Here is a 20,115-nt window from a genome sequence, read left to right on the forward strand (position 1 = left end):
CTAACTGGTGCCGGACCAATCTCAGGGACTTAAGTAACGTAGCCACCGAAAAGTGGCTGGGGGACTAGGATTCGAACCTAGACAACCAGAGTCAGAGTCTGGGGTCCTACCGTTAGACGATCCCCCAACGGCGCGGTGCGTTCGCGTTGGTGAGCCGGGGTCTAATCAAACCGAGCCCGGATGGCAAGTGCAGAATGCGAGGTTGTGGATGATCCGCGGCGACGACAGATTGTCGTGGCCTTCGCGCAGCTGAATGCGCCGCGTATAGCCCCAAAAGAAAAAAGGGCTACGCCGAAGCGCAGCCCGAAGTCTAGGGAGGAAACGCCCAAGGAGGGCGACACAGCATCTCTGCTGCGGTGCACAAGAGATAGGGCTTCCCTTGGCCCTGCACAAGCGGAAAGGGACAGCATGGCTGTCCCTAATTTAATCTTCCTGCCTATAAATGCGCCATTCTGTCATATTCGGAATGGGCTGGGCGCTAAAGAGGCAGTTCAAGCAGGCCATGACCTTTGTTCCGGCATGCCGGCCCGGCTGGAAAAACCGGGCACAAGCCGGGCGCAAACTGCTATGAGAGCGCCATGCTACGCGCCTTCCTGACCTATTATCGCCCGCATCGGACGCTGTTCCTCGTCGATTTTGGCTGCGCCGTGATCTCCGGCCTGCTCGAACTGTGCTTTCCGCTGGCGGTGAGGGGATTCGTCGACATTCTGCTGCCGCGTGGCGACTGGCCCTTGATTCTCATGGCGGGGGCGGGGCTCCTGCTGATCTACACGGTCAATTCCGGGCTGATGGCGATCGTAACCTATTGGGGGCACCGGCTCGGCATCAATATCGAGACCGAGATGCGCCGGCAGGCCTTCGACCATCTGCAGAAGCTTTCCTTCCGCTTCTATGACGAGCAGAAGACCGGCCATCTCGTCGCCCGCGTCACCAAGGATCTGGAGGAGATCGGCGAGGTTGCCCATCACGGGCCGGAAGACCTGTTCATCGCGGTGATGACCTTCCTCGGCGCCTTCGTGCTGATGGCCTATATCCATGTCGAGCTGGCCTTGATGACGGCGCTGGTGGTGCCGCTCGCCGGCTTCATCGTGGCGCGCTATGGCGGGCGCATGACACGCAACTGGCAGGCGCAATATGGCCGCGTCGGCGCGTTCAATGCCCGGCTGGAGGAGAATATCGGCGGCATCCGCGTGGTGCAGGCTTTTGCCAACGAGGCGCATGAACGCGCGCTCTTCGCCGGCGACAACCAGCTCTACCGCGCGACCAAGCTCGACGCCTACCGCATCATGGCGGCGAGCCAGGCGCTGAACTATCTCGGCATGCGGCTGGTGCAGCTCGCGGTGATGCTGGCAGGCACCTGGTATGTCGTGCAGGGCTCGCTGACGATCGGCGGCTTCGTCGGCTTCCTGCTGCTGGTCGGCGTGTTCTACCGCCCGCTCGACAAGATCGCCGCCGTGATCGAGACCTATCCCAAGGGCATTGCCGGTTTCCGGCGCTATCAGGAGCTGCTCGCGACGCAACCCGATATCGAGGACAAGCCGGGCGCGATCGTGCCCGTGGCGCTCGAAGGCGATATCCGCTTCACCAGCGTCGGCTTCGGCTATGCCAAGGGCCGGCCCGTGCTGGCGGGCGTCGATCTCGCCATTGCGCCTGGCGAGACGGTCGCCTTCGTCGGCCCGTCCGGCGCCGGCAAGACGACCTTGCTCTCGCTGCTGCCGCGCTTCTACGAGGTCGATTCCGGAGCCATCAGTATCGACGGCATCGACATCCGCGAGATGACGCTGGCCGGCTTGCGCAGGCAGATCGGCATCGTGCAGCAGGATGTCTTCCTGTTCGCGGGTACGATCCGCGAGAACATCGCCTATGGCCGGCTCGACGCCACCGAGGCCGAGATCACCGAGGCTGCGCGCCGCGCCAGGCTCGACGCGATGATCGCCGATCTGCCCGCCGGGCTCGACACCGTGGTCGGCGAGCGCGGCGTCAAGCTCTCGGGCGGGCAGAAGCAGCGCCTCGCCATCGCCCGCATCTTCCTCAAGAACCCGCCGATCCTGATCCTGGACGAGGCGACCTCGGCGCTCGACACCGAGACCGAACAGGCGATCCAGGCCTCGCTCAGCGAACTGGCGCGCGGCCGCACGACATTGGTCATCGCGCATCGGCTCGCCACCATCCGTCATGCTCACCGCATCGTGGTGGTGACCGAGGACGGCATCGCCGAACAGGGCAGGCATGAGGATCTCGTGCGCGCCGGCGGCCCCTACCAGGCCCTGCACGAGGCGCAGGTCTCGCCGCTGCGCCTGTCGCTCGGCGCGACCGAGTGAAGCTCAGCCGGAGCGGCCTGTCCGGAGCGTGAAACAGACTCTGAAACCTGCCTCCGGCTTGCGCAGAGGCTGACGTTTTTTAGGCGTTGACAAGCGATTTAGGGCTCTTCAAATTCATAGGTACACAAATGATTATGCAGGCTGACGCAGCGGCGTCGGCATGCGACATCTGTCAACGAGCATCGGGGCGTTTCGCCACCGGGCCAGAACGGGGAACAGCGATGACGATCGACCGTCGGTCACTTCTAGCCGGCGCCTCCGCCGGCGCTGCCTTGATCGCTGCGCCGGCCCTGGTGCGGGCACAAGGGGCAGGGCCCATCAAGGTGGGCGAGATCAACAGCTACACGGCGCAACCCGCCTTCCTGAAGCCCTATCGCCAGGGCTGGGAGCTGGCGCTGGAGCAGATCAATGCGGCGGGCGGTGCGCTCGGGCGCAAGATCGAGACGATCTTCCGCGACGATGGCGGCAAGCCGGAAGACGCGGTGCGCCATGCCGGCGACCTGATCAACGCCGAGAAGGTCGATCTGCTCTCGGGCGGCTTCCTCTCCAATGTCGGGCTCGCGATCGCCGACTTCGCCGCCCAGAACAAGCGGCTCTATGTCGCTTCCGAGCCGCTTTCGGACGCGATCGTCTGGGCCAAGGGCAACCGCTACACCTTCCGCCTGCGCCCCTCCACCTACATGCAGGCGGCGATGCTGGTCGAGGAAGCCGCCAAGCTCCCGGCCAAGAAATGGGCGCTGGTCGCGCCGAACTACGAATATGGCCAGTCCGGCGTGAAGTGGTTCAAGGAACTGCTGAAGAAGGCCAAGCCCGATGTCGAGTTCGTCGCCGAGCAGTTCCCGGCGCTCGGCCGCATCGATGCGGGTGCGACCGTGCAGGCGCTGGAGGCCTCCAAGCCCGAGGCGATCTTCAACGTCACCTTCGGCGCCGATCTCTCGAACTTCGTCCGCCAGGGCAATACGCGCGGATTGTTCGAGGGCAGGGCGGTCGTCTCGATGCTGACCGGCGAGCCTGAATATCTCGATCCGCTCGGCGCGGAAGCGCCTGTCGGCTGGATCGTCACCGGCTATCCCCATGCCGACATCCAGACGCCGGAACATGTGAAGTTCCGCGACGCCTACAAGGCCAAGTTCAACGACTATCCGCGTCTCGGCTCTGTCGTCGGCTTCGACACGATGAACTCGATCGCGGCCGGGCTCGCCAAGGCCGGCTCGACCGACACCGAGAAGCTGGTCGATGCGCTGAAAGGCCTGAAATTCGCCTCCGCCTTCGGCCAGGCCGAATACCGCGCCATCGACCATCAGTCGACGCTGGGCGCCTTTGTCGGCAAGACCGCGATCAAGGACGGCAAGGGTGTGATGGTCGATTGGCGCTATGCCGACGGCGCGAAATACCTGCCTGGTGACGCCGAGGTGAAGACGCTGCGCCCGGCGGGGTGAGGCGACCTCTGGTTAACTGGCTCATGAACCTCCGTCATCCCGGACAAGCCGCGTAGCGGCGCAGATCCGGGATCCGTCGGAAGGCTCCGGAGCTCTAGGATGGATCCCGGATCTCCGCTTCGCTGCGTCCGGGATGACGGCGGAGCTTTGGCTCAAGGTGGATTCAGCATGATCGACCTCATCCTCACCCAGACGCTGAACGGGTTGGCCTCGGCCTCCTCGCTCTTTCTCGTTGCGTCGGGGCTGTCGATCATCTTCGGCGTCACGCGCATCGTGAATTTCGCGCATGGCTCGCTCTACATGCTGGGCGCCTATCTCGCCTGGACGCTCGTAAGCTATTTCGGCGCGGCGGAGCCGCTCGGCTTCTGGGGCAGCGTCGTGCTGGCGGCGCTGCTCGTCGGGCTCCTCGGCGTCGTGATCGAGGTCTTGGTTTTGCGCCGGATCTACCAGGCGCCGGAGCTTTTCCAATTGCTCGCAACCTTCGGCGTCGTGCTGATGCTGCAGGATCTGGCGCTTGCGACCTGGGGGCCGGAGGACAAGCTTGGGCCGCGTGCGCCGGGCCTCAAGAGCTTCGTCATCCTGTTCGATAACCGCTTCCCGACTTATGAGCTCTTCCTGATCGCGGTTGGGCCGCTGGTGCTGCTCATCCTCTGGCTGCTGTTCCAGAAGACGCGCTGGGGCACGCTGGTGCGGGCTGCGACGCAGGACCGCGAGATGGTCGGCGCGCTCGGCGTCAACCAGCGCCTGCTCTTCACCTCGGTCTTCGCCTTCGGCTCGATGCTGGCAGGCCTTGGCGGCGCGCTGCAGCTGCCGCGCGAGGCGGTCAACCTGCATATGGACCTATCGATGATCTCCGAGGTCTTCGTGGTCGTGGTCGTAGGCGGCCTGGGCAGCGTGACCGGGGCCTATCTCGCCGCCGTGCTGATCGGCATCCTGCACGCCTTCGGCATCCTGATCTTCCCCAAGATCACGCTGGTGCTGGTCTTCCTGGTGATGGCGGTGGTCCTGGTGGTCAAGCCCTATGGTTTGATGGGCAAGGCGCCGATCGGCGGGGCGCGCGGCCATGGCCCGGCCGAGCCGCTACTGCTGCCGGCCGACAAGCTGACCAAGCTTGCCGGGCTGATCGCGCTCCTGCTGCTCGTGCTCGCGCCGCTGGTTGCACCAGACCACATCCTGCTGACGCTGACCGAGCTGGTGATCTTCGCGCTCTTTGCGGCCTCGCTGCATTTCATGATGGGGCCGGGCGGCATGGCCTCCTTCGGCCACGCCGCCTATTTCGGGCTCGGCGCCTATGGCGCGGCGCTGGCGGTGAAATGGCTCGGCGCCTCGATGGAGCCCGCTTTGATCTTCGCACCGTTCCTGGCGGGTATCGCCGGCGTCGTCTTCGGCTGGTTCTGCGTGCGCCTGTCGGGCGTCTATCTCGCCATGCTGACGCTCGCCTTCGCGCAGATCGCCTGGGCGACCGCCTTCCAATGGGTCGAGCTGACCGGCGGCGACAACGGCATTCTCGGTGTCTGGCCCTCGGCCTGGGCCGTCTCAAAGCTGAATTTCTACTATCTCACGCTCGGCGTCTGCGTGCTCTCGATCCTCGCCTTGCGCCTGACGATCTTCTCGCCGCTCGGCTATGCCTTGCGGGCCGGGCGCGACAACCCGCTGAGGGCCGAGGCCATCGGCCTCGACGTGATGCGCATCCAATGGGTCGCCTTCGCGGTCGCGGCTTTTGCCGCGGGCATTGCGGGCGCGCTCTTCGCCTTCTTCAAGGGCTCGGTCTTCCCGACCTATATGGCGATCCCGCGCTCGGTCGATGCGCTGCTGATGGTGCTGCTCGGCGGCGTGCAGACGGTGGCGGGCCCGGTCATCGGCGCCTTCGCCTATGCCGGCTTGAGCGAACAATTGATGAAGGCGACGATGTATTGGCGCTTCGGGCTCGGGCTCTCGATCGTGCTGCTCGTCATCCTGTTCCCGCGCGGGCTGGTCGGCGCATCGTTGCTGCTGCGCGAGCGCTGGACAAGGCAGCCTGAGCCTGCTGCCCGGCTCGCAGCGGAGGGCGGACGATGAACGCGATCCCGCAATTGCAGGCGGCGATCCCCGCCGCGACACTTGATCCGGTCCTGGTCGTGCGCGATCTGCAGAAATCCTTCGGCGGTGTGCGCGCGGTCGACGGCGTCTCCTTCTCCGTCCAGGCCGGTACGATGCTGGCGCTGATCGGCCCCAATGGCGCGGGCAAGACGACCTGCTTCAACATGCTCAACGGCCAGCTCAGGCCCGATGGCGGCGAGGTTTTGCTGGCGGGCAGGTCGATCACCGGCATGAAGCCGCGCGTGGTCTGGCGCATGGGCGTCGGCCGCACCTTCCAGATCACCGCGACCTTCACCTCGATGACAGTGCGCGAGAACGTCCAGATGGCGCTGATCTCCCATGCCGGCGGGATCTGGAGCCCGTTCGGGCGCGCCCGCGACCGCCATGCCGAGGCCGCCGACGCGCTGCTCGCGCAGGTCGGCATGCTGGAACAAGGGAGCCGAGCCTGCGGCGTGCTCGCCTATGGCGATCTCAAGCGCGTCGAGCTTGCGGTCGCGCTGGCCAACCAGCCGAAACTCCTGCTGATGGACGAGCCGACCGCCGGCATGGCGCCGCGCGAGCGCATCGCATTGATGGCGCTGACCGCCGATATCGCTGCTGCCAAGGGCATTGCCGTGCTGTTCACCGAGCACGACATGGATGTCGTCTTCACCCATTCCGACAGCGTCATCGTGCTCGATCGCGGCCGGCTGATCGCCCATGGCACGGCCGAGGAGGTGCGGCGCGACCCCAATGTCCGCGCCGTCTATCTCGGCTCCGGCGCGACTTCGGGAGGGCATTAAGGTGAGTGCGCTACTCGAAATCGTCGGTCTCGACGCCTATTACGGCCGTGCCCATATCCTGCAGGGCCTCGGCTTCACGATGAACCGCGGCGAGGTGCTGGCGCTGATGGGCCGCAACGGCGCCGGCAAATCGACCACGATGAAGGCGATCATGGGCCTGGTGCCTCCAACTGGGGGGACCGTGGTCTTCGAGGGTCGGGCGGTTCAGGGACGCGAGCCCTTCGAGATCGCGCGGCTCGGCATCGGCTATGTGCCGGAAGACCGGCGCGTCTTCTCCGAACTCAGCGTGATGGAGAACCTTTCGGTCGCGCAGCGTCCGGCGCGCTCTGACGCGCCGCACTGGACGCCGGAGCGGCTGTTTGCGCTCTTCCCCAATCTCGGCCGCATGCGCGACCGGCCGGGCGGGGCGATGTCGGGTGGCGAGCAGCAGATGCTGACGATCGCGCGGACCCTGATGGGCAACCCCAAGCTCGTGCTGCTCGACGAGCCGTCAGAGGGGCTGGCGCCGGTCATCGTCGAGGAGATGGCCAAGACCATCCTGGCCCTGAAGGCCGAGGGGCTTTCCGTGCTGATCTCGGAGCAGAACCTGCATTTCGCCGGCAATGTCGCCGACCGCGCCGCGATCATCGAAAAGGGCATGATCCGCTTCACCGGCACGATGGACGAGCTGAAGGGCAACGAGGCGGTCAGGACGCAGTATCTGTCGGTGTAACGTCATTGCGAGGACAGCGAAGCAATCCAGGGGGACGTGGAGCGCGGCGGCTCCTGGATTGCTTCGCTACGCTCGCAATGACGGATGGGTCGCCCCACCCACGCTGCGCCACTCATCTGCCAGTGCCAGCAGGGCGCCCTCGATCAGCCCTTCGCGCAGCAGCGTCTCAGCAACCCTGACGCCGTTCTCCAGCGCCGTTGCCACGGCTGTGGGAGTCAACGGCCCCACTTCAACCGTCACCGCCAACTCCCTGAGATCGTTGTCGGGATCGAGTTCACGCGCCGGCCGGCGGAGAATCGCGACATCCTTCACATCGACCGCATTGGCGATGACGGTCGCGGCTGCGTCGGCCTCGGCCGCCGAGCGCGCCAGCACCGTGACGGCGTCGGCGATGCCGAGCGAGAATGAGCGCCCGCGCCAGCCGCTGGTCGCGACGCCCCGCGCGTGGCTTGCCGCATCGAGCCGCAGGAAACCTTCCGGCCGGGCGCGGGCGAGCGAGGGCACGACGCCGATGTCGAGCGGGTGGCCGGGCGTGACATGCAGCGCGATATCGCCGCCATTATTGACATAGGCGCGCTCGAGCCGGGGTTCGGCTGCGAGCATCGTGCTGAGGATTGTATCCGCCACCGCACCGGCGACCGCCGCCATCGGCGTGATGTATTGCGACCGGAAAGCCCAGCAGGCGCGCGCCATGCGTTGCGCCGTCGCACCTTTCAGTGAGGGCGGCTGATGGTCGAGCGGCTGGCGCAGCAGGCGCAATTCGCCGGCGAGCTCGGTCAAAAGCCCATCGAAGCGCGCCTCGGCCGCGACATAGGCCCGCTCGATCCGTGGCTTGGGACCGAAGGCCGCGATGACGAGGTCGCTCGGCCCCTCCTGCAGATGCAGCCGGTTGCCGGGCAGGCGGGCGATGCGGTGGGTTTTCATGATGAGAGCATGATGTGTTCTTACGTCAACACAACGTCATCCTGGACAAGCCGCGTAAGCGGCGCAGCTCTGGGATCCATCGGAGGGCCAATCCTTTAAAGGGCCTGGCTCTACGATGGATCCCGGCGCTCCGCTTCGCTTCGGCCAGGATGACGTGGCGGAGGTGGAAGCCTCGCGCTTATGACGCGAAGTGCTACCCCACATCCCGCCGGAGCGGCCAGGGATTCTCCGCCACCGCGCTCTCGATCCGGGCCTGCCCGCCATGGGCGCGCAAAATCTCTTCCATCGAGACGATCTCGTCGGCATGCCCGCCCGAGGCCAGGTAGAGTTCGCGCGACAGGGTGAATTCGATCGGCGCGACGATCGCCGGCGTCGGCACATAGCCGAAGGCGTTTTTGGGCATGCGCAGGACATCGACCATCACGGTGATGCCGCCGCCGGGCCAAACATAGACCGGCGCTCCGCCCATCGTGACCCGCGTCGTGCCTGATTGAACCGAGCGCGTCAGCAGTACGGGATTCTCAGTCACACCCGCCCGCAAGCTGCCGCCGGCGCCGGCCATGAAGGTCACGGTGCAGAGCGAGGGCTCGCAATTCTCGCCGATGCGCTCGACGACCTGCCGCACTGCCGCCGGCATCTCGGCCTCGACCGGCAGCAAGTTCTCGTCGAGCACGCAATAGAGCGAATCCTCGCCCGTCGTGGAGGTCATCAGCAGGCGCATGCCGGGCCAGGCTAGGCCCGCGTCGATCTTCTGGATGATCGAGAGCGGCTCGGTGATGTCGGTGCCGCCCCAGCCGAGGCCGGGCTGGGCGACCTGGAAATAGCGACCGGGCGTCGATTTGCGCCCGCGCACGCGAATGCCGGCGGGTTTCATGTCGAGCACGCGGCCGGCCTGATGCTCGGTCAGCACGCCGGTGATGTGGTCGTCGACGACGATGACCTCGTCGACATGGCCCTGCCACTGCTTGGCGAAGATGCCGACGGTGGCCGAGCCGCAGCCGACGCGCATGCGCGTCTCCGGCTTGCCGTCGACGATCGGCGCGTGGCCGGCCTGCACGATCACGCCATGGCCGCCATCGATGGTCAGTTCGACCGCCTCGCCATTGCTGAGCTTCAGCATCGCCTCGCAGGTGGCGTTGCCTTCCTTCTTGGAACCGCCGGTGAGGTGGCGCACGCCGCCGAGCGAGAGCATCTGCGAGCCGTATTCGGCCGTGGTGACATGGCCGACCTGCTCGCCATTGGCGCGTACGGCCGCCGTCTCCGGGCCGAGATGACGGTCGGTGTCGATCTTCACCTTGACGCCGCAATACGAAAAGATGCCCTCGGTCACGACCGTGACGGTGTCGACCCCCTCATGCTGCGAGGAGACGATGAAGGGGGCGGGCTTGTAGTCGGGATAGGTCGTGCCCGAGCCGATGCCGGTGACGAAGGCGCGGTTCGCCGGCAGGATCCCGCCGTCCCAATCCTCAGCGTTTTCAGCGAAAGGCACGACAGGGCCGCCGACCTCGACAGCCTCGGCCAACAACACGACCGGGTCGGTGCGGATCAGCAGCCCGTTGTCATTGGCGTAGCGCGAGCAGGCGCCCGAGCGGCCAGGCCTGATCCGGCACAAGACCGGGCAGGCGTCGCAGCGGACGATGCCTTCATTGCCCTCTGATGCGCCGAATTTGCGCGAGCGTTCGGCGAGCGCCGCATCCACTGCGGGAACGGGGTTGAGTTCGTTCATGGCTGAGTCTCCTCGCCAATATCCATGTCGCCCATAGCCATGTCGCCAATGTCTTGGGCCCGCAGCAATTCCCACAAGCGATGCGGCAGCACCGGCACCTGCCGGGGCGTCACGCCGGTGGCGTGGCGGATTGCGCCGAGGATCGCCGGTGCGGTCGGCACCAAAGCCGGCTCGCCGATGCCCTTGGCGCCGGAGGGGCCGAGCGGCTCGGCATCCTCGACCAGGATGATGTCGATCGGCGGCACGTCGCCGGCGGTCGGGATCAGGTAATCGTGCAGATTCTCGGTGCGGCCGGGCAGGTATTCCTCCAGCAGCGCCAGCCCGATGCCCTGGGCGATGCCGCCATGGATCTGGCCCTCGACCAGCATCGGGTTGATCGCGCGGCCGACATCATGGGCCGCGACGATGCGGTTGAGCTTGATCGTGCCGAGATCGAGATCGACGTCGAGCGAGGCGATCTGCGCCGCAAAACCATAGGTGGCGTAGGGGATGCCCTGGCCTTTTTCGTCCAAGGGCACGGTCGGCGGGTCGAAGCTCCCGATGCCCTCCAGGACGATGCCATCGGCCCTGGCGGGGAGGGCGGCGAGGTCGATGCGCGCGATAACGCCGTTCTCCTCGGCCAGCAATTGCGTGCCCGCGAGCTTAAGGGCGGCGGTCGGACCCGCATTGGTCAGGCGGAGGATCTCGGCGCGCAGCGCGGCGGCGGCGGCCTCAGAGGCACGGCCTGAGACGAAGGTCTGGCGCGAGGCCGAGGTCTTGCCGGCGTCGAAGGTTTTGAAGGTGTCGCCGATGACCAGCGTGAAGGCCTCGACCGGCAGACCAAGCGCGTCGGCCGCGATCTGGGTCAGCACCGTGGTCGAGCCCTGGCCGATATCGACCGCGCCATTCCAGAAGGTGAGCCGGCCCGTCCTGTCGAGGGTGATCCGCATGGTCGAAGGGTTCGACATGCCGGTATTGCCGATGCCGTACCACATGCAGCCGATGCCGACGCCGCGGCGCGTGCGGCCTTCGCTGGCATTGAAGGCCGCCGCATCCGCGAGCAGGGCCTGCCAATGGGGTTTGAGCTTCTCCAGGCATTCGGCCAGGCCGGCGCTGGCCTGCAGGACCTGGCCGGTCGGTGTCGTATCGCCGGCGCGGATCGCGTTGATCAGGCGGAACTCCAGCCGATCGAGGCTGGCAGCAGTCGCGAGATCGTCGAACAGGCTCTCCTGCGCGATCGCAGCCTGCGGCACGCCGAAGCCGCGAAAGGCGCCTGCTGGCGGGCCGTTGGTGTAGACCGCGCGCGACAGGTTGCAGACATTGGGCACCTTGTAGGGACCGGTCGCATGCACCGGCACGCGGCCTGCCACCGTCGGGCCCCAGGAGGAATAGGCGCCGGTGTCGAAATCGCCTTCCATGGCGAAGGCGACGAGATGGCCTTGTGCGTCGCAGGCCGCCCGGGCCTCGATCGAGGAGGGGTGGCGCTTGGTCGAGGAGATCATCGATTCGATGCGGCCGAAGACGCAACGCACCGGCCGGTCGAGGACCCAGGCCGCGACCGCCAGCATCGGCTGCAGCGAGACGTCGAGCTTGCCGCCGAAGCCGCCGCCGCAAGCCGAGGGGATGATGCGGACATCCTCGAGCTTCAGGCCGAGCACGCGGGCGACCTCGTCGCGGTCCATATAGGGCGCCTGGGTGCAGGCGAAAACCTCGATCGTGTCGCCGACGCGCCGGGCATAGCCGGCCTCGGGCTCGATATAGGCATGCTCGACGAAGCCGGTCTCGAAGCTGCCTGCGGCGAGATGGGCGGCCTGCGCGAAGCCGGCCTCGACATCGCCGCGCTCGACGCGGCCGCGTGTCAGCACATTGTCGGGGGCGAAGTCGTGCAGGATGAAGGCGCTCTCGCCCAGCGCCGCCTTGACGCCGACCATCGGCGGCAGCGCCTCCCAGGCAATCGGGAACTCGTTCAGCCGGATCGCCTCGACTGCATCCTTCTCGCCGACGATGGCGAGCACGCATTCGCCGCGATAGCGCGTTTCGCCTGCGGAGAAGACCGGCTGGTCCTTGAGATGCGGGTAGATGCCGAAGGAGTTCTCGCCCGGCACGTCCTTCGCGGTGAAGATGCGCACGAGGCCCGGGTGGCTTGCGACGAAGGCGTCGAGATCGCCCAGGGTGAAACGCGCGCGGGGGTGGGGGCTTCGCACGGCGCGCAGCCAGAGCGCGTCGACCGGCGCGGCATCGGCGCCATAGATCTCGGTGCCGGCGACCTTGGGCTCTCCGTCAAGGCGGGTCATGCGCGCGCCGACGGAGGCACCGCTCGCGGCAGGTGCGATCGGAGCGGGCTCGATGAAAAGATGGGCGTCGCGCACGGCCTCGACGATCTTGAGATAGCCGGTGCAGCGGCAGAGCACGCCGCCAAGCGCGTCCTGCGTCTCGGCCTCATTGGGCTGCGGGCGGCGCTTGAGCAGATCATAGCCCGCCATCAGCATGCCGGGCGTACAGATGCCGCATTGGGCCGCGCCATGCGCGTGGAACGCCTTCTGCAGGGCTGAGCCGAGCGCGTCCTTCGCCAGGCCTTCGACGGTGATGATCTCGCGGCCTTCCACCTGTCCGATCGGCGTCAGGCAGGCGCAGGCCTGTGCGCCGTCGATCAGGACCGTGCAGGCGCCGCAATCGCCGGCATCGCAGCCGATCTTGGTGCCGGTGGCGCTGAGGCTCCCGCGCAGCGCTTCGCTCAACCGGGTGTCGGGCGCGTCGCCCAGATGGACGTTCGCGCCGTTGAGCCGGAAGGCGATGCCCTCGGTGGCCGGAGCCGAGGCGCTGAGGGTGGAGCGATCATGGACGTTCACGCGGCGACCTCCAGCGGCGAAGACAGCAAACCGGCGAGCGCGCGCCGCACCAGGACGAGCGCGGCATCGCGGCGATAGGCGGCGCTGGCGCGGACATCGTCGATCGGCGACAGCACAGCGAGATCGGAGGCGCTGACGCTCCCGGCCAGCGCAGGCGAGGGCACCTGGCCGAGCAACCGGGCTTCGAGCCCGCTCAATCGCTGCGGCGCGGCCGCGCAGGCTCCGACGGCGATCCGCAGCGAAGCGATGCGTCCCTGCTCATCCAAGGCGAGATTGATGGCGACGGAGGCGATCGAGATCACCAGATAGGCGCGCGCGCCGAGTTTTTTGAAAGTCGAGCGCGCTTGCGCCGGCTGTGCCGGCACATGGATGGCGACGAGCAGTTCACCAGGCGCGAGTGCGGTCTTGCGGTTGCCTAGGACGAATGAGGCGAGCGGCAATCGCCGGCTTCCGTCGGGTCCGGCGAGCTCGACGTCGGCCTCCAATGCGAGCAGCGGCGGCACCCCATCAGCGGCCGGCGAAGCGTTGCAGAGATTGCCGCCGATCGTAGCCCGGTTCTGGATCTGGACGCCGCCGACCTGCCGGCTTGCCTGTTTCAGGGCGTCGAAGGCCGGCGGGACATCGGCCTCGGCGATGGCGCTCCATGTCGCCATCGCACCGATACGGATGCCGTCTGGGCCGTGATCGATGCCGGCGAGCTCCGGGATGAGGCTGAGGTCGAGCAGATCGCGATTATGGGGCTCGAACCAGGCGGCGCGCTGGGTGCGGACGGGGTAGACATCGGTGCCGCCCGCCAGGACCGTCAGCGGGCCGTCGCCGGCTCTGAGCGCCAGAGCCTCATTGAGTGTCCGGGGGCGAAGATAGCGCGTCATGACCGTCTGCTCCTCGTCAGCGTGCTCTCTCAGTCCAGTTCCGGCGCCAGCACGACCGTCAGCCCGTCGAGCTCGGGCGAGAACAGGATCTGGCAGGCAAGGCGTGAGTTCGGGCGCACGTCGAAGGCCTCGTCGAGGCGCTCCAGCTCCTCCTCGCGCGGCGGATGCAATCTATCGACCCAGTCCGCCGCGACATAGACATGGCAGGTGGCGCAAGCGCAGGCGCCGCCGCATTCGGCTTTGATCGGCAGGCCCCAGTCGCGGATGATTTCCATCAATCGCCAGCCTTCGAGCGCCTCGAGTTCGCGCTGCTCGCCGTCGCGATCGGTGACACGGACATGCATCACGCGACTCCGAGCTTTTTCTGGAGGGATGTCGAGGAGGTCGTGTACTGGAAGGTCAGTCGCTTGTCGGGATAGACGTAGCGATGGACCTTCTGGGCTGCCAGCGCGGCCTCGTGGAAGCCTGAGAGGATGAGCTTGAGCTTGCCGGGATAGGTGTTGATGTCGCCGATGGCGAAGATGCCTGGCGTCGAGGTCTCGAACTTCTCGGTGTCGGCGGGGATCAGGTTCTCGTTGAGATTGAGGCCCCAATCGGCGATCGGCCCGAGCTTCATCGTCAAGCCGAAGAAGGGCAAGAGCGTATCGCAGGCGATCTCGAAGGTCTGGCCTTCGCTGTCGCGGCAGATCGCAGCCTGGAGCGCCGAGCCTTCGCCCTTGAGGCCGGTGACCTGGCCGAGCTTCATGTCCATCTGGCCGGATGCGACGAGCGCGCGCATCTGCTCGACCGAATGGGGCGCGGCGCGGAAATCATCGCGGCGATGCATCAGCGTGACGCGTTTGGCGATCGGCTGCAGGTTGAGCGTCCAGTCGAGTGCCGAGTCACCGCCGCCGACGATCAGGATGTCACGGCCGCGGAAGGCCTCCATCTTGCGCACGGCGTAGAACACCGAGTTGCCCTCATAGGCCTCGATGCCGGGGATCGGCGGCTTCTTGGGCTGGAACGAGCCGCCGCCGGCGGCGACGATGACGGTCTTGGTCTCGAACACCGTGCCGGCATCGGTGGTGACGCGGAAGCGCGGGGCGTCCGTCGTGCCGATCGGCTCCAGCGCCTCGATCATCTGGTTCAAGTGGAAGGTCGGACCGAAGGGGCGGATCTGCTCGACCAGATTGTCGACCAGGCCCTGGCCGGTGACGATCGGGAAGCCCGGAATGTCGTAGATCGGCTTCTCCGGATAGAGCTCGGCGCATTGCCCGCCAACCTTGGGCAGGATGTCGACCAGATGCGCCTTGATGTCGAGCAACCCCAGCTCGAACACCGCAAACAACCCGCACGGACCCGCGCCAACTATCACGACATCCGTGGTGATGATGTTGTCATTGGTCATCGCCGCGTCTTGGGTCATCGCCATGCCTTCCATCGCACCGCGCCAAGCGCCGGTGAGCCAGCACAGGGCATCATCAAATCCAGTGCCAATTATTGTTAGTGTACAAATGAAATTGCGCAAGCGGATTTTGCAGGCAAGCCGTACTCATTTGCAGGCAGGCCTTGCTCAATCGAGGCGCGCCAGCAGCGCGAGCAGGCGCTCGGCCTCTTCGCGCGAAAGCGGCGCCAGCGTCGCGGCGGTGATCGCCTTCGCCTTATCGAGCAGGCCCGGAATCGCCTCGCGCCCCTTGGCGCTGAGCCGGACGCGAACGCGGCGCTGATCGTCGGGGTCGGGCAGGCGCTCGACCAGCCCGCGCTCTTCCAACCGCGCGATCACGCCCTTGATGGTGGCAGGGTCCATCGCCGTCATGCGGCCGAGCAAATTCTGCGAAATCTCCTCGCCGGCGCTCAGTCTCGACATGGCAGCAAATTGCGTCGGCGTCGGGCCGTCATCGCCCATGATGCGCTGGAAGATTGCGATATGGCGCTGCTGGGCGCGGCGCATCAGGAAGCCGACCTGCTCGTCGAGAATATAATCCATCGGTGCGGCAGTGCTGGCCGAGGACGGCTTGCGCTGCCTTGCGGTCGGCTTGGCGGCTGTGTCCGCCACGCTGTCCTGCCTGCTCATCCCCGTCCCCTGATTGTCGCTGTGCGGACCGCGCCTCCGGTCCCGTCGCATCGCCTCTTGCCAGCCGCCGAAACGCTGTCCATGATTGTTATTACACATTCAAACATCGCCTGTCTCGCAGGCATGATTGCGCCAGAGCAGGATGCGAAAAAGTGGGAACCGGTTTTTCGCATTGATCCTGCTCTCACTTTTAGATGAGAGCCGGATGATTTCAGATGGAACCACTTTGTGATCCCATCTGAAATCATCCGGCTCTAGGTTCGCAGCGGAGGACCAGATGGCTCACGACGTCGCGGCAGGCTCGGCCAAGGGCAAGCTCGTCATCCGCAATCTCGGCCTGGTGCTTTCGGGCGATCTCAACCAGCCGATCCTTGATGCCGATACGATCATCGCGGTCGATGGCCGCATCACGGCCATCGGCCGGGCTGCCGATCTCGATTGCGAGCGCGCCGACAGCATCATCGATGCGCAGGGCTCGCCGGTCGCGCCGGGGCTGATCGACAGCCATTGCCACCCGGTCTTCGGCGACTGGACGCCGCGGCAGGGGCAGATGGGCTGGATCGATTCCTGCGTCAATGGCGGCGTCACCACCTTCGTCTCGGCCGGCGAGGTGCATCTGCCCGGCCGGCCGAAGGATCCCATCGGCGTCAAGGCGCTCGCCATCACGGCGCAACGCACCTTCGCGAATTTCCGGCCGACGGGGGCGAAGATCCATGCGGGCGCGCCGATCGCCGAGACCAGCATGGTCGAGGAGGATTATGCCGAGATGGCCCGCGCCGGGGTCAAGATGATTGGCGAGATCGGGCTCGGCACCGTCAACACCGGGCCGGAAGCGAAGAAGCATGTCGATTGGGCCCGCAAATACGGGATGGAGACGATCATCCATACCGGCGGTCCGTCGATTGCAGGCTCCAGCCTGATCAGCGAGGATATCGTGCTGGAGGCCCAGCCCGATGTGATCAGCCATATCAATGGCGGCCATACCTCGATCCGCTTTTCCGGCATCTGCCGGCTCTGCGAGCAGGCGAGGGGCGCGATCGAGATCGTCCATAACGGCAATGAGCGCGCTGCGCTCGAAGCCATCAAGACCGCGACCGAACTCAACCTGACCTATAAGGTCATCCTCGGCACGGACGCGCCGGCGGGCTCCGGTGTGCAGCCGCTCGGCATCCTCAGGATGATCGCCTTCCTGTCGAGCCTGGGGGATGTGCCGCCCGAGGTCGCCTTCTGCATGGCGACGGGCAACACGGCGCGGGTGCGCAAGCTCGATGCCGGCTTCATCGCGGTCGGCATGCCGGCGGACCTCGTCTTTCTCGACAAGCCGCAGCATTCGGCCGGAAAGCATCTGCTCGATGCCGTCTCGCTCGGCGACATTCCGGGTATCGGCATGGTGGTGATCGACGGCATCATCCGCACTGGCCGCTCGCGCAACACGCCGCCATCACACACCGCGCCCGTTCTGGTCGGGCATTGAGGCGCATCATGACCGATCTCATCGATATCCGTCGGGTCCAGACCAGCGTGGAGGAGATTTTCCACGAGTTCGGCCCGCGCCCCGGCCGCACCGAGCGCATCGCTTGCGTCTGCGCCGTGCTGACCAACCCCTATGCCGGGCGCTACGAGCCCGACATCCTGCCGATGATGGAGGCGCTGAAGGCTGCGGGCCTCGACATGGCGACGCGTTGCCTCAACGCGCTCGGCGGCGATCCGAAAACCGTCGAGGGCTATGGCAAGGGCGCAATCGTCGGCTCCGCCGGGGAACTGGAGCATGGCGCGCTCTGGCATGTGCCGGGCGGCTACGCCATGCGCGAGATCCTCGGCAATGCGAAAGCGATCGTGCCCTCGACCAAGAAGGTGGCGGGGCCGGGCGCGCGCATCGACATTCCCGTTACCCATATCAACGCCTCATATGTCCGCAGCCATTTCGGCGCGGTCGAGATCGGCGTGCCGGGCTCGCCGCAAGCCGACGAACTCGTCTTCGTCCTGGTGATGACGACGGGCGCGCGCATCCATGAGCGCGTCGGCGGCCTGCGTGCCGACCAGATCAGCGTTGGCGACGGGCAGCGGTGATGGACAGTTGCGCCGCGACCCAAGCCGTCATGCTCGGCCTTGTGCCGAGCATCCACGTCTCGAACACAGCCCTCGCCGAAGGAAGACGTGGATGGTCGGGACAAGCCCGACCATGACGCGGAAACCTCATTAGCAGCTTGCCTGGAGCCCTTCCGTCATGCCCGCAAACATCCGTAAGATTCTCACGCAAGTCGATGAAATCCATCTCGAAATGGGCAAGGCGATCAGCCCGCCGACGCGGCGCGCCGTGGCCTGCGCCGTGATCGCCAACCCGTTCGCGGGGCGCTATCAGGAAGACCTTTCGGAGCTGACCGAGATCGGCGTCGAGCTCGGCGATCTCCTGACCAAGCGCTGCCTTGCGGCGCTGAACATCGCGCCCGATCAGGCCGAGAGTTTCGGCAAGGCGGCGATCGTCGGCGAGGGCGGCGAACTCGAGCATGCAGCCGCCATCCTGCACCCCAAGCTGGGCACGCCGGTGCGTGCGGCACTCGGCAAGGGGCCGGCGCTGATCCCCTCGGCCAAGAAGCGCGGCGGGCTCGGCACGCCGATCGACGTGCCGCTCGGCCACAAGGACGCAGCCTTCGTGCGCTCGCATTTCGATGCGGTCGAGGTCCGGATCACCGACGCGCCGCGCGCCGGAGAGATTTTGGTGGCGATTGCGATCACTGATTCCGGCCGCCCGCTGCCGCGCATAGGCGGGTTGCAGAAGCATGAGATCAAGGGCGAGGACGGGCTGCGCTAGGGGAAATCCACCCGCGCCGTCATTCCGGGCGCAGCCCTCGGGTCCGATCTTCGATCGGCCCAAGGATAAACTCCGCGGAGACCCGGAATCCATCGTAGAGCGTCATTCTCGGGCTTGCGCCCCGAGAATCTCATGACCAACTGGCTGAAATCAGAGATGGTCGGGTCAAGCCCGACCATGACGCGCTTTGGATCCCGAAACGCCCTTCGGGCGCTCAGGATGACGTTGCGCATTTGGAGCCAAACGGCGCGCTGTCAGGCCGCCTTGTCTTTCATGCCGCCATCGGTCAGCCGGTACCAGCTGATGATCGCCGAGACGTAGAGCTCGTTGAGCGCGTGCAGCGGCAGCGGCTTGATCGGCACCACGGGGAAGGGCAGGCGGCTCTTGTCGCCGCTGGCGAGATACTCCGCCATCGCCTTGCCCATCGCGCTCTGCAGGCCGACGCCGCGGCCCATGCAGCCGATATCGACCAGCAGCCCGGGCTCGGGCTCGTGCAGATGCGGCAGGAAATCGCGCGTCAGCGCCACCCGGCCGCACCAGCGGAAATCGAAGCCGATACCCTTGGCCTGCGGATACATCTTGCCGATGACGCGTTCGAGATGGGCCCAGTCGGAGGCGTCCTTCGGCTCCCGGAAGGGGCCGCGGCCGCCCATCAGGAGGCGATTGGTGTGGTCCTTGCGGAAATAGAGCAGCAATTGCCGCGTATCCGAGGTGACCTGGCCCTCGGGCAGGATCGTGCCGGCGATGTTGTCCGAGAGCGGCTCGGTCGCGACGATGAAGGTGTTCGGCCGGATCACGGTCTGGCGCAGTTTCGGGATCAGGTCGCCGGTATAGCCATTGGTCGCGATGACGACGCGCGGCGCGGTGACGCTCGCGCCCTGGGCGGTGCGGACAACCCAGCTCGCGCCGCTGCGCTTCAGCGAGACGACGGGGCTCTCGCCATGGATCGTGGCGCCGGCCTTGAGCGCGGCTTTGGCTAACCCGCGCGCATAGGCGAGTGGCTGCACGCCGCCGGCGCGCCGGTCGATCCAGCCGCCGAGATAGCGCTCCGTGCCGAGCAGGCGCGCGACGCTGTCGCTGTCGAGATACTCCGCATCGACGCCGCGCGTCCGCCACTCGCCGGCGCGGCGCTTCACCGTCTCGAGCATGGCCGGCGTATGCGCGCCCTGGATCCAGCCGGTGCGCTTATGCGGCACGTCCATGCCATGCCTGGCGATCAGATCGAAGACGAGATCGGCGGTCGAGGCGACGAAGCGCGTCAGTGCCTCGCCCGCGGCGGGGCCGAATTTCGCGGCGATCTCGCTGGGATCATATTTGATGCCGGGAATGACCTGCCCGCCATTGCGGCCCGAGCCGCCCCAGCCTGGCTCATGCGCCTCCAGCACGATGACGGGGACGCCGGCCTCGGCGAGATGGAGCGCAGTGGAGAGCCCGGCATAGCCGGCGCCGATCACGCAGACATCGGCGCTGGCATCAGTGGCAAGCGGCGGTGTCGGCACGGCCGCGGGCGCCGTCGCATGCCAGAGCGAGGGGGCGAGCGGGAACGGTTCGGCCATGACGGCCTCCT

16 protein-coding genes and 1 tRNA gene are annotated in these 20,115 nt (G+C 66.5%); 8 read left to right on the forward strand and 9 right to left on the reverse strand.

The genetic code is table 11. From position 1 onward, the window contains the following. Nucleotides 1-53: 53 nt before the first annotated feature. Nucleotides 54-127, reverse strand: a tRNA-Gln gene (locus ACSQ3P_RS03390). Between the two features lie 451 nt (nucleotides 128-578). On the opposite strand from ACSQ3P_RS03390, the gene ACSQ3P_RS03395 reads away from it, so the two are divergent. The 5 genes from ACSQ3P_RS03395 to ACSQ3P_RS03415 all read left to right on the forward strand — a co-directional run bounded on the left by ACSQ3P_RS03395 (nucleotide 579) and on the right by ACSQ3P_RS03415 (nucleotide 7,333). Further along, nucleotides 579-2,321: an ABC transporter ATP-binding protein gene (locus ACSQ3P_RS03395; RefSeq protein WP_436164228.1), complete on the forward strand. Its 1,743-nt coding sequence runs from the start codon at nucleotides 579-581 to the stop codon at nucleotides 2,319-2,321. Between the two features lie 221 nt (nucleotides 2,322-2,542). Beyond that, nucleotides 2,543-3,760 (forward strand): ABC transporter substrate-binding protein, encoded by a 1,218-nt coding sequence (locus tag ACSQ3P_RS03400; protein ID WP_436164229.1) that lies wholly within the window; start codon nucleotides 2,543-2,545, stop codon nucleotides 3,758-3,760. A 171-nt stretch (nucleotides 3,761-3,931) separates the two neighbouring features. Then, entirely contained in the window at nucleotides 3,932-5,818 is a 1,887-nt protein-coding gene (locus ACSQ3P_RS03405; protein ID WP_436165152.1) for an ABC transporter permease, read from the forward strand. Beyond that, nucleotides 5,815-6,621, forward strand: a complete 807-nt coding sequence (locus ACSQ3P_RS03410) for an ABC transporter ATP-binding protein (RefSeq protein WP_436164230.1) — start codon at nucleotides 5,815-5,817, stop codon at nucleotides 6,619-6,621. Before ACSQ3P_RS03405 ends, ACSQ3P_RS03410 begins: the two co-directional genes overlap by 4 nt. A gap of 1 nt (nucleotide 6,622) precedes the next feature. Then, nucleotides 6,623-7,333, forward strand: coding sequence for an ABC transporter ATP-binding protein (locus ACSQ3P_RS03415; RefSeq protein WP_436164231.1), 711 nt, complete (start codon nucleotides 6,623-6,625; stop codon nucleotides 7,331-7,333). A gap of 66 nt (nucleotides 7,334-7,399) precedes the next feature. Here the strand turns inward: ACSQ3P_RS03415 and ACSQ3P_RS03420 are convergent, their stop codons facing one another. The 7 genes from ACSQ3P_RS03420 to ACSQ3P_RS03450 all read right to left on the reverse strand — a co-directional run bounded on the left by ACSQ3P_RS03420 (nucleotide 7,400) and on the right by ACSQ3P_RS03450 (nucleotide 15,736). After that, nucleotides 7,400-8,257, reverse strand: a complete 858-nt coding sequence (locus tag ACSQ3P_RS03420) for a UPF0280 family protein (RefSeq protein WP_436164232.1) — start codon at nucleotides 8,255-8,257, stop codon at nucleotides 7,400-7,402. 193 nt (nucleotides 8,258-8,450) lie between these two features. After that, the gene (locus ACSQ3P_RS03425; RefSeq protein WP_436164233.1) at nucleotides 8,451-9,983 is read right to left on the reverse strand and encodes a 6-hydroxynicotinate reductase; all 1,533 of its coding nucleotides are present in this window, start codon (nucleotides 9,981-9,983) and stop codon (nucleotides 8,451-8,453) included. After that, nucleotides 9,980-12,811 carry a molybdopterin-dependent oxidoreductase gene (locus ACSQ3P_RS03430; RefSeq protein WP_436164234.1) on the reverse strand — a complete coding sequence of 944 codons (2,832 nt, stop codon included), beginning with the start codon at nucleotides 12,809-12,811 and terminating at the stop codon, nucleotides 9,980-9,982. Before ACSQ3P_RS03430 ends, ACSQ3P_RS03425 begins: the two co-directional genes overlap by 4 nt. Beyond that, entirely contained in the window at nucleotides 12,808-13,683 is an 876-nt protein-coding gene (locus tag ACSQ3P_RS03435) for an FAD binding domain-containing protein (RefSeq protein WP_436164235.1), read from the reverse strand. Before ACSQ3P_RS03435 ends, ACSQ3P_RS03430 begins: the two co-directional genes overlap by 4 nt. Nucleotides 13,684-13,712: 29 nt before the next feature. Continuing rightward, on the reverse strand, nucleotides 13,713-14,027 hold the full coding sequence (locus tag ACSQ3P_RS03440; RefSeq protein WP_436164236.1) for a 2Fe-2S iron-sulfur cluster-binding protein: 315 nt from the start codon (nucleotides 14,025-14,027) through the stop codon (nucleotides 13,713-13,715). Then, a complete protein-coding gene (locus ACSQ3P_RS03445; protein WP_436165153.1) occupies nucleotides 14,027-15,088 on the reverse strand; it encodes an NAD(P)/FAD-dependent oxidoreductase in 1,062 nt (353 codons plus the stop codon). Before ACSQ3P_RS03445 ends, ACSQ3P_RS03440 begins: the two co-directional genes overlap by 1 nt. Before the next feature lie 147 nt (nucleotides 15,089-15,235). Then, a complete protein-coding gene (locus tag ACSQ3P_RS03450) occupies nucleotides 15,236-15,736 on the reverse strand; it encodes a MarR family winged helix-turn-helix transcriptional regulator (protein ID WP_436164237.1) in 501 nt (166 codons plus the stop codon). A 277-nt stretch (nucleotides 15,737-16,013) separates the two neighbouring features. Between ACSQ3P_RS03450 and ACSQ3P_RS03455 the strand changes: the two genes are divergently transcribed. The 3 genes from ACSQ3P_RS03455 (at nucleotide 16,014) to ACSQ3P_RS03465 (ending at nucleotide 18,548) form a co-directional block, all read left to right on the forward strand. Then, the gene (locus ACSQ3P_RS03455) at nucleotides 16,014-17,210 is read left to right on the forward strand and encodes an amidohydrolase family protein (protein ID WP_436164238.1); all 1,197 of its coding nucleotides are present in this window, start codon (nucleotides 16,014-16,016) and stop codon (nucleotides 17,208-17,210) included. A gap of 8 nt (nucleotides 17,211-17,218) precedes the next feature. Beyond that, nucleotides 17,219-17,806, forward strand: a complete 588-nt coding sequence (locus ACSQ3P_RS03460; protein ID WP_436164239.1) for an amino acid synthesis family protein — start codon at nucleotides 17,219-17,221, stop codon at nucleotides 17,804-17,806. A 157-nt stretch (nucleotides 17,807-17,963) separates the two neighbouring features. Continuing rightward, nucleotides 17,964-18,548, forward strand: coding sequence for an amino acid synthesis family protein (locus tag ACSQ3P_RS03465; RefSeq protein WP_436164240.1), 585 nt, complete (start codon nucleotides 17,964-17,966; stop codon nucleotides 18,546-18,548). 254 nt (nucleotides 18,549-18,802) lie between these two features. On the opposite strand, the gene ACSQ3P_RS03470 is transcribed toward ACSQ3P_RS03465, so the two are convergent. Further along, nucleotides 18,803-20,104, reverse strand: coding sequence for an NAD(P)/FAD-dependent oxidoreductase (locus tag ACSQ3P_RS03470; RefSeq protein WP_436164241.1), 1,302 nt, complete (start codon nucleotides 20,102-20,104; stop codon nucleotides 18,803-18,805). Nucleotides 20,105-20,115: the final 11 nt, after the last annotated feature.

The organism is Allobosea sp. LjRoot9 (assembly GCF_964252745.1).
Classification (GTDB): domain Bacteria; phylum Pseudomonadota; class Alphaproteobacteria; order Rhizobiales; family Beijerinckiaceae; genus Allobosea.

Coding starts and splice junctions, on each gene's coding strand:
- ACSQ3P_RS03395 (WP_436164228.1), top strand. CDS start 579: ATGCTACGCGCCTTCCTGACCTATTATCGCCCGCATCGGACGCTGTTC.
- ACSQ3P_RS03400 (WP_436164229.1), top strand. CDS start 2,543: ATGACGATCGACCGTCGGTCACTTCTAGCCGGCGCCTCCGCCGGCGCT.
- ACSQ3P_RS03410 (WP_436164230.1), top strand. CDS start 5,815: ATGAACGCGATCCCGCAATTGCAGGCGGCGATCCCCGCCGCGACACTT.
- ACSQ3P_RS03420 (WP_436164232.1), bottom strand. CDS start 8,257: ATGAAAACCCACCGCATCGCCCGCCTGCCCGGCAACCGGCTGCATCTG.
- ACSQ3P_RS03425 (WP_436164233.1), bottom strand. CDS start 9,983: ATGAACGAACTCAACCCCGTTCCCGCAGTGGATGCGGCGCTCGCCGAA.
- ACSQ3P_RS03435 (WP_436164235.1), bottom strand. CDS start 13,683: ATGACGCGCTATCTTCGCCCCCGGACACTCAATGAGGCTCTGGCGCTC.
- ACSQ3P_RS03440 (WP_436164236.1), bottom strand. CDS start 14,027: ATGCATGTCCGTGTCACCGATCGCGACGGCGAGCAGCGCGAACTCGAG.
- ACSQ3P_RS03445 (WP_436165153.1), bottom strand. CDS start 15,088: ATGACCCAAGACGCGGCGATGACCAATGACAACATCATCACCACGGAT.
- ACSQ3P_RS03450 (WP_436164237.1), bottom strand. CDS start 15,736: ATGAGCAGGCAGGACAGCGTGGCGGACACAGCCGCCAAGCCGACCGCA.
- ACSQ3P_RS03455 (WP_436164238.1), top strand. CDS start 16,014: ATGGCTCACGACGTCGCGGCAGGCTCGGCCAAGGGCAAGCTCGTCATC.
- ACSQ3P_RS03460 (WP_436164239.1), top strand. CDS start 17,219: ATGACCGATCTCATCGATATCCGTCGGGTCCAGACCAGCGTGGAGGAG.
- ACSQ3P_RS03465 (WP_436164240.1), top strand. CDS start 17,964: ATGCCCGCAAACATCCGTAAGATTCTCACGCAAGTCGATGAAATCCAT.
- ACSQ3P_RS03470 (WP_436164241.1), bottom strand. CDS start 20,104: ATGGCCGAACCGTTCCCGCTCGCCCCCTCGCTCTGGCATGCGACGGCG.